Annotated in this window: 12 protein-coding genes and 1 riboswitch; of the genes, 1 reads left to right on the top strand and 11 read right to left on the bottom strand. The window is 43.1% G+C overall.

The window, feature by feature from the left end; translation table 11 throughout:
• Positions 1 to 58 precede the first annotated feature (58 nt).
• From ELQ35_RS12155 to ELQ35_RS12105, 11 genes are all read right to left on the bottom strand, one after another.
• Entirely contained in the window at positions 59 to 1708 is a 1650-nt protein-coding gene (locus ELQ35_RS12155) for a glycerol-3-phosphate dehydrogenase/oxidase (protein WP_126865083.1), read from the bottom strand.
• Between the two features lie 192 nt (positions 1709 to 1900).
• A complete protein-coding gene (gene glpK, locus ELQ35_RS12150) occupies positions 1901 to 3391 on the bottom strand; it encodes a glycerol kinase GlpK (protein ID WP_126865082.1) in 1491 nt (496 codons plus the stop codon).
• Positions 3392 to 3417: 26 nt separating this feature from the next.
• Positions 3418 to 4242: an MIP/aquaporin family protein gene (locus ELQ35_RS12145; RefSeq protein WP_126865081.1), complete on the bottom strand. Its 825-nt coding sequence runs from the start codon at positions 4240 to 4242 to the stop codon at positions 3418 to 3420.
• A gap of 194 nt (positions 4243 to 4436) precedes the next feature.
• On the bottom strand, positions 4437 to 4985 hold the full coding sequence (locus ELQ35_RS12140; protein WP_126865080.1) for a glycerol-3-phosphate responsive antiterminator: 549 nt from the start codon (positions 4983 to 4985) through the stop codon (positions 4437 to 4439).
• Positions 4986 to 5217: 232 nt separating this feature from the next.
• The gene (locus ELQ35_RS12135) at positions 5218 to 6135 is read right to left on the bottom strand and encodes a sulfite exporter TauE/SafE family protein (RefSeq protein ID WP_126865079.1); all 918 of its coding nucleotides are present in this window, start codon (positions 6133 to 6135) and stop codon (positions 5218 to 5220) included.
• A 119-nt stretch (positions 6136 to 6254) separates the two neighbouring features.
• Positions 6255 to 6869, bottom strand: coding sequence for an NAD(P)-binding protein (locus ELQ35_RS12130; protein WP_126865078.1), 615 nt, complete (start codon positions 6867 to 6869; stop codon positions 6255 to 6257).
• The gene (locus tag ELQ35_RS12125) at positions 6850 to 7611 is read right to left on the bottom strand and encodes a sirohydrochlorin chelatase (RefSeq protein ID WP_126865077.1); all 762 of its coding nucleotides are present in this window, start codon (positions 7609 to 7611) and stop codon (positions 6850 to 6852) included. Before ELQ35_RS12125 ends, ELQ35_RS12130 begins: the two co-directional genes overlap by 20 nt.
• Positions 7611 to 8390, bottom strand: coding sequence for a uroporphyrinogen-III C-methyltransferase (gene cobA, locus ELQ35_RS12120; RefSeq protein WP_126865076.1), 780 nt, complete (start codon positions 8388 to 8390; stop codon positions 7611 to 7613). The genes ELQ35_RS12125 and cobA overlap by 1 nt, the downstream gene beginning before the upstream one ends.
• Positions 8391 to 8558: 168 nt before the next feature.
• Positions 8559 to 9158 carry an adenylyl-sulfate kinase gene (cysC, locus tag ELQ35_RS12115; protein ID WP_126865075.1) on the bottom strand — a complete coding sequence of 200 codons (600 nt, stop codon included), beginning with the start codon at positions 9156 to 9158 and terminating at the stop codon, positions 8559 to 8561.
• Between the two features lie 19 nt (positions 9159 to 9177).
• A complete protein-coding gene (gene sat, locus ELQ35_RS12110) occupies positions 9178 to 10326 on the bottom strand; it encodes a sulfate adenylyltransferase (protein WP_126865074.1) in 1149 nt (382 codons plus the stop codon).
• 75 nt (positions 10327 to 10401) lie between these two features.
• A complete protein-coding gene (locus ELQ35_RS12105) occupies positions 10402 to 11115 on the bottom strand; it encodes a phosphoadenylyl-sulfate reductase (protein WP_126865073.1) in 714 nt (237 codons plus the stop codon).
• Between the two features lie 257 nt (positions 11116 to 11372).
• A riboswitch (SAM riboswitch) is annotated at positions 11373 to 11479 on the bottom strand.
• Between the two features lie 311 nt (positions 11480 to 11790).
• Here ELQ35_RS12105 and ELQ35_RS12100 point away from each other — a divergent pair.
• Entirely contained in the window at positions 11791 to 13206 is a 1416-nt protein-coding gene (locus ELQ35_RS12100) for an NAD-dependent succinate-semialdehyde dehydrogenase (protein ID WP_126865072.1), read from the top strand.
• Positions 13207 to 13246 lie beyond the last annotated feature (40 nt).

Raw genomic sequence — 13246 nt, 5'->3', positions numbered from 1 at the left:
TGCTATCACATCTTCAACATGCTTGAGGAGTAAGCATTTCCGCCTTCTTATATGAATTTTAAACAGAGGTGCTTCTTCTGATTTCCCGTTCAAGTTGTTCCGTTCTTTGTAATTTTGTGTCCTTGTTCCATGTAAAATAATCAGCCATATATTCTATTACACTTTGCTTATGCTTTTGCACTAAATGTATATTAAATAATAGTGCGCCGGTTCTGCGGAAAAAGAAATCAACTGGAGTGGCTGCCATTTCATAATCAAGTGCATATTGAAGTTTAGAAAATAGTCCCAATGGCAGTGACGAGGATGCAGCGCGGCCTCTGCTGTTATTAGCAATGGCAAACAAAGCTGGTGCATTGGAGCCGTAAATCGAAAGCAACTGCCTGGCCTCATCTGGGTTTAGACCGGAATCAACACCCATTTGGATAAGATTATTTGTGAACTCTGTAAAGTTAGCTGATCCTCCTACATTCCCCCCTGAAATCGGTATCTGTTTTGTCGAGCAGCGTGGATAGGCCTTGCCATTTTCCTTGGCCAGCTTTTCAGTAACTAAATTGACAACGGTTTCTGCCATTTTCCGATAGCCGGTTAATTTACCGCCTGCAATGGTAATAAGTCCTGATTGTGATTCCCAGATTTCATCTTTCCGGGAAATTTCCGAAGGATCTTTACCCTCTTCATGGATTAAAGGCCTTACGCCAGCCCAACTGGATTCTATATCTTTTTCGGTAATCTTCACATTCGGGAACATATAGGCAATGGATTTCAATAAATAATCGCGATCTTCTTTTGTCATCGCGGGTACTGTAAGATCTTCATTATAAAAAGTGTCTGTCGTCCCGACGTACGTTTTTCCATCTCGAGGAATTGCGAAAATCATTCTTTTGTCTGGAGAGTCAAAATAAACCGATTGCTTCAGCGGAAAACGGGATTGGTCAATTACTATGTGTACACCTTTGGAAAGCTTCAATGTTTTCCCAACTTTAGATTGATCCTTCTCACGGATGGAATCAACCCATGGCCCGGCAGCGTTGATGATTTTTTCGCCGAAGACTTCATACGATTCTCCTGACAATTGATCGGTCACTCCCACCCCTCTGACTTGGCCATTCCGGTATATAAGCTTTTCACACTTTGTATAATTCATTGGAAGTGCGCCTTTTTCCACTGCGGATTTTATCACTTCGATGGTCAAACGTGCATCATCTGTACGGTATTCAACATAATATCCTCCGCCCTTCAATCCCGCTTTTTTAACTAGCGGTTCCTTTTTCAGTGTTTCTTGAGTGCTTAGCATTTTCCTTCGCTCGCCCCTTTTAACCCCTGCAAGGAAATCGTAGATACGGAGGCCAATCCCTGTACTGAACTTTCCGAATGTGCCGTCTTTGTGAATGGGCAGCAGCATCCACTCAGGAGCGGTCACGTGAGGCCCATTTTCGTAAACAATAGCCCGTTCCTTTCCCACTTCTGCAACCATTTTGAACTCGAACTGCTTTAGATAACGGAGGCCGCCGTGAACAAGCTTAGTAGATCGGCTGGATGTTCCAGCTGCAAAGTCCTGCATTTCGATCAAAGCTACTTTCAGTCCCCGCACTGTTGCATCCAGAGCAATTCCTGCTCCCGTGATTCCTCCACCAATAACAATCACATCAAATGTATCTTGTTTCATGCGATTTATACTTTCGCTACGATTTTTATTTGAAAATCTCACGCTGGTCTCCTCCTAATCGTTATCCGTGTTCAACATGAACTGCTAAAGCACTAAAGCATCTTCCTGCCAAAAGAAAATAAGACCATAAATGGCACTATCGCAGTCGATAATGCATTCATGGTCTCTCCTAATTCTCCGGCCGGGTTATTAACTTGTGCTTATTATACCACAAATTTTTAGAAAGGAAAACGGTTATTTAAAAGCCATTGCTGCATAAACAGCTTTCTGCCAGCCTTTATATAACTCCTCGCTTTTTTGTTTTTCCATGTTTGGCTCAAATGTTTCTTCAATTGCCCATTGCTTAGCAATCTCATCTTTATCCTTCCAATAGCCAACAGCCAGCCCGGCCAGATAAGCAGCACCAAGTGCCGTTGTTTCGTTGACTGTAGGCCTTTCAACCGGCACTTGTAAAAGATTGCTTTGGAATTCCATCAAGAAGGCGTTTTTAACAGCTCCCCCGTCCACGCGGAGTCTTTGAAGAGCGATCCCGGAGTCGGCTTCCATTGCATCCAAAACATCCTTCGTTTGATAAGCAAGGGATTCAAGGGTAGCACGTACAAAGTGTTCTTTTGAGGTTCCGCGCGTCAAACCGAACACAGCACCGCGTACATCACTGTCCCAATATGGTGTACCCAGTCCAACGAAGGCTGGAACTACATATACACCATCTGTACTCTCCACCCTTTTTGCGTAATCCTCGCTTGCACTTGCGTCTTTCAGCATTCTTAGACCGTCGCGGAGCCATTGAATCGCTGATCCGGCAACAAATATGCTGCCCTCTAAAGCATATTCAACTTTTCCATTTAAGCCCCAAGCCAGGGTGGTCAGAAGTCCGTGAGACGAGCGTACGGCCTTTTCACCCGTATTCATCAGCATAAAGCATCCAGTGCCATACGTATTCTTTGCCATCCCTTCTTTGAAGCACGCCTGGCCAAACAGCGCTGCCTGCTGGTCTCCTGCAGCCCCGGCGATCGGGATGGCATGGCCGAAGAAATGATAGTCGACGGTATGGGCGTACACTTCAGAAGACGGTTTTACTTCTGGAAGCATATTTTTAGGAACGCCCAATATGTCAAGCAGTTCATCATCCCACACTAAATCATAGATATTAAACATCAGGGTCCTGGATGCGTTTGAATAGTCCGTAACATGAGCTTTACCGCCAGACAGCTTCCAGATGAGCCACGTGTCAATCGTTCCAAATAAAAGCTTTCCTTCGTCCGCTTTTTTACGCGCCCCTTCCACATTGTCGAGGATCCATTTTACCTTTGTACCCGAAAAATAGGCATCAATCAGCAAGCCGGTTTTCTCGCGGAATAGACCATTGTAGCCTTTTTCCTTTAACTCATCGCAAATCCCGCTCGTCTGTCTCGATTGCCACACGATGGCATTGTAAACAGGTACACCAGTTTCTTTATCCCAAACAACTGCAGTTTCACGCTGGTTGGTGATCCCGATGCCCGCAACCTGTTCCGGCTTCACACCTGATTCGGACAACACTCCGGCAATAACGCCCAAAATGGAACCCCAAATTTCATTTGCATTATGCTCAACCCATCCCGGCTTAGGAAAGTGCTGTGTGAATTCCCTTTGAGCTGTGTGGACAATAGCGCCACTTTTATTAAAAAGGATAGCACGTGAGCTGGTTGTTCCTTGATCTAGAGATAAAATATATTTTTCCATTACATATTCCCCCTGTTTCCTCTTAGTTAACTGGCGACTTTACTGCTGTCTACTTCATTAGACTGTTTTTCCCCAAAAGCATAAGCCGTCAATAGTATAGCTAAACTTACCGCCAAAACCGTCCAAAATGTTACAGTGAGCTCACCTATAAACACTGTTTTATAAAATACTGCTCCAAGGGCACCGCCTAAAATAGGACCGACAACCGGGATCCACGAGTAACTCCAATTTGAACTTCCCTTACCAGGAATAGGAAGCAGGAAGTGAGCAATACGAGGACCAAGGTCACGGGCTGGGTTAATCGCATAGCCTGTTGTCCCACCCAACGACATCCCGATGACAACGATCAACAAGCCCACTGCAAAAGGATTCAATCCTTCTGTAAACTTATTAGCCCCGATAAATAATAAGCCAAGCACAAGGATAAATGTACCAATCATTTCACTCAGTAAGTTAGCAAATGTATGAGGAATAGCTGGGCTGGTGGCAAACACGCCAAGCTTGGCCCCTGGATCTTCTGTGACCTTCCAGTGAGGCAAATAATGTAAGAATACCAGAGTTGCACCCAGGATGGCTCCAATCATTTGTGCCAGGATGTACCCTGGAACATCAGTCCATGGAAAGTCCCCATTGATGGCCAATGCTATACTGACTGCGGGATTTAAATGTGCCCCACTTATGGAACCTACCGCAAAAACACCCATCGTTACAGCAAGGCCCCAGGCAATGGTAATTACAATCCAGCCGGCATTATTAGAATAGGAACCTTTTAAAGAACTCCCTGCCCCAATGCCTGCCCCAAACAAAATCAAAATCATGGTGCCGACTACTTCTCCCCAAAATCCAGTCATTGCAATATCCACTTCCCTTATAGAGAATATTAAAAACTTATGTAACAAAAAGAAGGAGATCCACAGCAGGACGTGTCTCAAAAAAAGAGTGCGTCTGTTGTGGATCTCCTAATCTCCGTCACAATGATTAACTTGTACTTTAAGTATAATTTTATCTGTAAGCGCTGTCAATATAATATTTCAATCTTTTTTCATTACTTTAAAAATAAATTCCACAACTCCTTTTTAGACGTAGTGATTGCATCAGCCCCTGCTTCCAGGGCGTTGTACACTTCGTCAGGGGTGCGAATGAGTCCCCCCGCAAAGATGGGGGTCTTTAACCTGTCCTTTACTTCTCTTATCATCCACGGCATTGTCCCAGGAAGAACCTCAATATAATCTGGCTTTGTTTTCTGGACGAGTTTATAGTTTTTCTCCAGTGCATGGGAATCAATCAAGAAAATCCTTTGAATCGCAAGCACCCCTTTTTGCTTGGCTTTTAAAATGACCCCGGATTTCGTGGAAATTAATCCATACGGATCGAATTCCTGGCAAATGTATTCTGCGGCATATTCATCGCTTTTGAGGCCATTAATCAAATCAACATGGTAAATCATTTTTTTCTTATATTGCATCGCCATCCTATGCACATTTTTTAATTGTGAAATATGCAAATCCAGAAATACGCCTATTTCATAAGGACTCTCCAAAAAACACTCAAATTCCTTTATGCTCGCTGAAGCGGGTAAAATTTTTTGATCCATTGGTATACCCCCTGTTTTGAATATTATCATATAATTTCCAATGAAATACATTTATTGTTTAAAATATCACGATTTTGGAAGTTCGGTAAGATAGCAATTTTAAGATATAAAAAAAAACCGTTTCTTTTTCCATAAACGGTCTTTTTATTGATTCTTCACTGTTCTGTTAATTTCTTTAATCTCTGCTTCATGTTTTATCGAGCGAACTTGTTTCTATTACATTTTGATGGTCTCAGATTGCTCGATTATCACTTTTAGTAGCCGACCCATTTACCAAGTTGTTTTTGTTTATATTAATCTGTTTTTTGACAGAGAAAAATAAAGCGATTGCCCACAATAGCAAAATGAGAGTGTAAATAGTTGGATAGTGTTCTGCTGAATTCGGCAGCCAGGAGGTTACTAATGTGCGCGCATTCACTATGATGATAAAGCCTCCGACAAACACTCCCATCAGTTGTGCCGGAATGATCCTGACAAGCCACGCAGCAATCGGGGCCGCAAAAACGCCGCCAAGCATTAAAGCACCTACCCACAGCCAATTCACCGTATCCCAACCTAAAGATAGGATAAAACCTGCAGTGGCTGACAAAGCAACAGCAAATTCAGTCGTATCTACTGTCCCTATTACCTTTCGGGCTGTCATTCCTTTTTTGGATAAAAGAATCGGTGTCGCGATCGGTCCCCAGCCTCCGCCGCCAGTAGCATCGGCAAACCCGGCAATCAACCCCAGAGGAATGGACTGCTTATACGGCAAAGGCGGAGATTCCTTCTCTTCGGTAGGTCTAAACAGAAACAAAAATCGAATGATAATATAGACACCGAGAATCAATAGGAATGTCGAAACATAAGGTTTTACGAGATTCCCAGGCAAATTGCTTAAAAAGCAGGCTCCTGCGAAGGCTCCAACAGAACCCGGAATGATCAATCGAAACACCATTTTTCGATCTACATTTCCGAACCTGATATGTGATATCCCCGATGCTGCCGTTGTTACAACTTCAGATAGATGAACAGAAGCAGAAGCTACTGCGGGGGCAATCCCAAAGGCCAGTAAAAGGGAAGAGGAGGTAACTCCATAAGCCATTCCTAAAGAACCATCGATCAACTGTGCAAGAAAACCGACAAAGGACAAAACAAGTAATTTTTTCATCAAATCCCCCTTTTCCTATCTTTTTGGTCTGATTTATAGTCAAAAAAAGCCTCACAATTGAATGATTATACAATGGGGAACACTCTTCATTTATACCCCATCAAGCCGGCAGCACTGTTTCAACCGTTAAACATGTCCTGCAACCGGGTCATGAATCTGTTTCTTTCTATCTCTGAGTCTTTATATTTTTCGTCGATTAACTCTGCTAACAAGTTTGACTTTTCTGAATTGTCAAGGCGGCCGTTCTTAATTTTCTTGCGCGCTTCCCACAAGAAATCAAGATAGCATTCATAAGCTTCATCAAATTGAGCGAGTAAATCGTTTTTTATTTTTTTTGCAAGAGCGGGGCTGGCACCCCCAGTTGAAACGCTGATCACTAGCCTTCCTCTTACTGCGGAAGAAGGGATGTGGAAATTCCCCAGCTTATGGTCACTTACGATATTTACGAGCTGGTTTTCCTTCGTATTTTCATGTATATGTTCATTTACTTCATTGGAGTTTGTAGCGGCAATGACCATGAAAGCATGTTCATAATCGCTTTGTTCAGCTTCTTTTAAGGACACTTTTAGCTTTTGCTCGGTCCAAAGCTTGTTCATTTCCTCACATATTTCTGGACTAATGATATGAATACATGCTCCCGCTTCAAGTAAAGGAACAACCTTTCGATACGCAATTTTTCCACCGCCAATAACTACACACAGTTTGCCTGCGACATTAAGCATGATCGGAAACACGGTCAACGCCTCCTGAAAGTTCGATCACACGCTCTTGGAGGATGTTTCCGATCAACGGGTGATATCCTAGGTAATTGGATAAAATATATTCCTTGTCTCCATCGGAGCTATAATCCTTGACTGTCTTTTGAATCGTCTTCATTAAGATTCCTGTAAAAAGCAGATAGGGGATGATAAATATTTTCTTATAGCTGCTCTGCTTCGCTGTTTGCAGGGCTTCCTCCAAACCGGGTTCTGCGGCAGTTAAGTAACAGGTATCCACCCTGTTTAAACCCGCTTTCTCTTTTAGCAATTGGGCGATGCGGGATAAATCACGCTTTACGTCCGGATCGCTGCTTCCTCTTCCAATCAAGAGAACCATGGAATCTTCACTCAATTCTTCACTGGTTTCGTCAAGCCGCTCCATCAAAATATCAATCATATGATGATGGACGCCAATTGGCCTGCCATAAACCATTTCCACTTCCGGATACTGTTTTCCGATTCTTTCCAGTTCGTTTGGAATATCTTCTTTTGCATGCGCAGCTGTCAGCAACAAGACTGGAATGACATTAATCCTTGTCGCCCCTCTTCGGACACATCTCTCATAGGCTGCTTCGATTGTCGGATCAGCCAGTTCAAGAAAACAGTACTCCTGGATGAGAACATCACTTTGGAGCATACAATTTTTGATAAAAGAGATCGCCTGCTCACAGGCTTCACATACCCTGCTTCCGTGGCAAATGTACAAAATAGCTTCCATTAAAATCCCTCGCTGACTAGCAATCCTTCATTCTTGTTCAACTGTTCAAACCAGCTAATCTTTTCGCGCATCTTTACAACCTCTCCGATAATAATCAGAGAAGGATTTTTAATTTCTTCTTTAACAATGATGTCTGCGGCGGATCCAAGAGTAGTGACTACCGTTTTCTGGTCAGGAAACGTTCCCCAGTGAATGAAGGCCACCGGGGTGTCCGCACTTTTGCCGTGTTCAAGCAGCTTTTGCTGAATGTAAGGAAGATTTTTCACACCCATATATATAGCGAGCGTATCAATCCCTTTTGCAAGAGCATCCCACTTATGATCGTCCTCTTCACCATTCTTCCGGTGGCCTGTAATAAAGGCAAATGAAGAACCATATTCCCGGTGTGTTACCGGAATCCCGGCATAAGCCGGTGCTGCAATTCCAGCGGTGATTCCCGGGACGATTTCAAATTCGATTCCATGCTTTGCAAGAGCTTCCGCTTCTTCGCCGCCTCTTCCAAATACGAACGGATCTCCGCCTTTTAATCGGGTCACGACATTTCCTTTTTTAGCATATTTGACAAGAAAATGGTTGATCGTCTCTTGCTGAAGCAAGTGATCATCCGGGAGCTTACCACAGTAAATCAACTCAGCATCCGGTTTTGCGTAGTTCAACAATTCTTCATTAATTAATCGATCGTATAGAATAACATCTGCTTTCTGGATACATTTCAATCCTTTGACTGTAATAAGCTCAGGATCACCAGGTCCTGCACCAACCAAGTAAACCTTCCCCATTTTCTTCACCCTTCCTGCTTGCTTAAGCTTTCTAGATGCGATAAAACAAAGCCGGCCCCTTTTCGGATTTTCTTCTTTCCGGTACAAGGAACAGAATATCCGATAAACTGCTCAGGAGCAAGTTTATAAAAATCTTCTTTTAATTGGAAAAATTCATATATCTTAGACTTAGATGAAATTACGTTCTGTTAAATAGCTGACTAACTGCTCGACACATTCCTCCGTTGAAAAACGATCTGTTTCAACTACAAATTCGGGATTTTCCGGTTCTTCATAAGGAGAGTCGATGCCGGTAAAGTCTTTGATCAAGCCATTTCTTGCTTTTTGATATAGCCCTTTAGGGTCGCGGTTTTCACACTCTTCGATTGGGCATTTAACATAGACCTCAATGAACTCATCTACTTCAAGAAGATTTCGGACAATTTCACGGTCCTCTTTGAATGGCGAAATAAACGCAGTCAAAACGACCTGGCCGCTGTCCACAAATAACTTTGATACTTCCCCGATTCTGCGGATATTTTCTTTTCGGTCTTCCTCCGAAAATCCAAGGTCGTTATTCAAACCATGCCGGATGTTGTCTCCATCCAAGACATAGTTACTGATCCCATCCTTATAAAGCCTGTTGGCCAATTCGTTCGCTACAGTAGATTTCCCTGAACCTGACAGTCCTGTAAACCAGATGACAAAACTGTGATGGGCGTTTTGCACTCTCCGAAATTCTTTTGTTAGTGATAAATCATGCCATGTAACATTTGTACTTGCAGCCAAAATGAGCCCTCCTTTTCCGTCAAACCTGTACTGTAGTTTTTTGCATGCCTCTAATCAAGACTTCGACAACTTCTTTGCGGCTGAATGTGCTTGGCGGGATTTCACCGTTACGCAGCATCTCCCTTACCTTGGTCCCAGATAAGATAATACGATCCTCTTTACCATGCGGGCATGTTTTTGTTGATGCCATGTTTTCACATTTCTTGCAGTAAAAGCTATGTTCAAAGAATAATAAAGTAATTCCCAGCTCATCTTCTGTAAAGTTACCGAAAATCTTCTGTGCATCGTATGTTCCGTAGTAATTTCCTACGCCGGCATGGTCACGGCCTACTATGAAATGGGTACATCCGTAGTTTTTCCTGACCATTGCGTGGAAAATCGCTTCCCTTGGCCCGGCGTATCTCATTGCTGCAGGGAATACCGATAGGAAAACCCGGTCTTTAGGGTAGTACTTTTCAAGTAAAACCTGATAGCTTTCCATTCTGATATCAGCCGGAATATCATCAGACTTCGTTTCTCCTACGAGCGGATTCAATAATAAGCCATCCACAATCTCAAGAGCTGATTTTTGAATATATTCATGAGCGCGATGGACTGGATTCCGTGTCTGGAAACCGACAATTGTCTTCCATCCTTTTTCCTCAAATATCTTTCTTGTTTCTGCTGGATCATTGTAAAATTCCTGAAATCCTTCACGGGCTATTCTTTTTACAAGTTGGATTTCCCCACCAATGTAGACTGTGCCCCTGCTGTACAGCTTCTTTACACCCGGATGCTCGTCGCTATCCGTCCCGTAAACGGACAGTGCTTCCTTCTGTTTATCCGGTTGATAAATATCAGCAACCTTTATCACGCCGTACGTTTTGCCATCGTGCACCAGCCTGACTTCCTCACCTGTAGAAATGTCCTTAGCCTGATCTTCTGTCACCGGCAATGTAATCGGGATACTCCAGACATATCCATTGGAAAGGTGCATTTCTTTGACAACAGAATCATAATCCCTTTGGGTAAAAAAACCTTCAATCGGACTATATCCTCCTGTGCCGATCAGTTCCAGGTCACTTAATGCCATTTTATCCATTTCAATTTCTTTATCAATTTGGTAGATATCATAGTCTGGATTCCAACGGTTAATCAATGTTCCTCCATGCGGCTTGCTTACTGTCACGTGTACAACCTCCAGTATAGTTACGTTATTATGATAAGAGAAAAATTGCTTTTATAATAAGTCATGAATTGGGCTTTATAAATGCAGCCCGCATTCGGTTTTTCCTGTTCCAGTCCAACGGCCGGCCCTTAAGTCAGCTTCATTGAAGGCAGGCTTTGTACATTTTTCACAGCCTATGCTCGGATATCCTTTATCGTGGAGGATATTATAAGGCAGCCCGTTCTTATGGGCATAGCGCCAAACATCCTTCCATGTCCAATGGATAAGCGGGCAAATTTTAATCGATTTGAATTTATTATCCTTATTGATGAACTGGGTATTCTTTCTTGTTTCGGACTGTTCCCTTCTTAAGCCGGATAACCATGCGGCCGGACCGGAAAGAACTTCATTGAGCGGGATTACCTTTCTAATCTCACAGCATTTATTCGGCTCTCTTTCCCATAAAGCATCGCCATACTGCTCTGCCTGCTCTTCGAGGGTAAGTTCCGGTTTCTTCATCTCAATCTGCAGAAGCGGATAACGTTGTTTTACTTGCTCGATTAATTCGTACGTTTCTTTGAAATGAAGATCCGTATCCAGGAACACAATCCTTGCCCGCTCATTGACCTTCGCTATTAAGTCGATTAGGACAATCCCTTCTATCCCAAAGCTGCAAGCATATACCAATTCATCGCCGTAGTGGGCATAGGCCCACTCCAAAACCTCCAGCGCCCCTTTTGTGTCATTATCAATCGAAAAATCGACAGGGGTAAACGCCTCAAAGTCTGTATATTCCAATAAATTACTCATCATTTAACAGCCCCCAATAAAAAGGCAGCATTAACAGAAAATCGTCAATACCGCCTCTAGTTTGTCTAGTCAGCTCGTGTATCTTCTTGTAATTAAGAAAAGCAGTTGGGCGACGGCCGACCAAGACTGCCACGTCTTTATAACTTCGTCGTACGTTGAAGTTATACATAAATCTTGTCGAAAAAATGAAGCATTTATTTCAAAAAAAATATCTTTCCACTTCGGAAAGACGATATCAGGTAATGTTTATGAACATATACCTATCTTCCAAAATGGCTTACATTTTGTCGGATTTGGCACCTTGCAGGATTTGCAGGTTGCCGGACTTCACAGGGCCAATTCCCTCCGCCGCTCTCGATAAGTTTAATTATTAAACAGAATAACACATTGATTGATAATGTCAACAAAGTTTTCTTATTAATTTACTCGGAAATAAAAAAACACGCTACTACTTTATATTTATACTTTGACTAGATCGTTTATTTGTCGGTTCTTTCCGTATCCTATAATAATATATGAGAGGGTGGCCTTTATTTATTTTCCTATTTCTCAAACAGAAATATTCAGGATCGATGGTGAATCATTTATAATATAGGGTATATATAAAGGGAAGATACAATTTGCGAAGTTTAGTCAAGTTGGAAAAGGATACTTATTTTAATAGGAGGTTTTTTCTTGGAAAAGTATAAACTGTTTATTAATGGCGAGTGGACAGATGGAGGACTTGATACAATCGAGGTTAAAAACCCTGCTACAGGCGAGATAATTGCCACAATCCCAAATGGCGGTTCACGGGAAGCAAAGCTTGCTGCAGACGCTGCTTATGAAGCATTCAGTGAATGGTCCGCTTTTTCAGTATATGAACGCGCCGACCTGATCCGGAAATGGTATGACCTGATTAACGAAAATATTGAAGATCTTGCCGTGACGATGACAAAGGAACAAGGAAAGCCTTTAAAAGAAGCACGAGGCGAGGTGGCATATGCGAATGGATTTCTATCATGGTATGCCGAGGAAGGAAAGCGAATATACGGTGAAACGATTCCGGCGATCCAGCGTAACAAACGGCTTTTTGTTTCCAAACAGCCTGTTGGAGTTGTAGCCGTTATTACTCCATGGAATTTCCCGGCAGCGATGATCACTCGCAAGATTGCACCTGCCCTTGCAGCCGGCTGTACGGTAATCATTAAACCGGCCGAATTGACACCGCTAACCGCTTTAAAACTGGCTGAACTTGCTGAAAAAGCAGGTTTTCCAAAAGGAGTACTAAATATTGTAACGGGAGAAGCGAAGGATATCGGTGAAGCCTGGCTCGCGGATGAGCGTGTCAGAAAATTGACGTTTACCGGCTCAACCGCAGTAGGAAAACAGTTGATGCGCGGTTCTGCTGATACCGTAAAAAAGGTGTCGCTTGAGCTTGGCGGCCATGCACCAGCTATTGTCATGGAAGATGCAGACCTTGATAAAGCAGTGGAAGGGGTTATCAGTTCTAAGTTCCGCAATGCCGGCCAGACATGTGTTTGTTCCAACCGTGTCTATGTCCAGGAATCGATCTATCAGGAATTTATCGACCGGCTTATCCCGAAAGTGAAAGAACTAAAAGTAGGGGACGGTTTGGAAGAAGGCACTGATATCGGGCCTTTAATCAATGAAAAAGCCGTGCAAAAAGTTCAAGCCCACATTGATGATGCCATCAAACTAGGGGCAAAGCTAGAAGTGGGCGGCACGGGGAATGACCTGTTCATGGAACCGACCGTCTTATCCGATATTGATGACAGCATGCTTTGTATGCAAGAGGAAACATTCGGACCTGTGATGCCGATTTCTTCCTTTAAAACTGTGGAAGAAGCAATCCAGCGGGCGAATGATTCTATTTATGGCCTTGCAGCCTATGTTTTCACAGAAAACATTTCAAGGGGCATCCGCGTTGTTGAGGCACTCGAATTTGGAATTGTCGGCTTAAACGACGGGCTTCCTTCCACTCCGCAGGCGCCATTCGGCGGCTTCAAGCAAAGCGGCCTCGGACGTGAAGGCGGCCACTTTGGCATCGAGGAATTCCTCGAAGTTAAATATATTTCGCTTGGATTGTAAAAAACCAATTCTTTTTTTCAATTGGTTTCAAAGTAAATGA

It is taken from the genome of Peribacillus cavernae, assembly GCF_003989135.1.
GTDB classification, from domain to species: Bacteria; Bacillota; Bacilli; order Bacillales; family DSM-1321; genus Peribacillus; species Peribacillus cavernae.
Note: the sequence above shows the minus strand (reverse complement) of the source record. Positions and strands in the feature narration are given on the sequence as shown.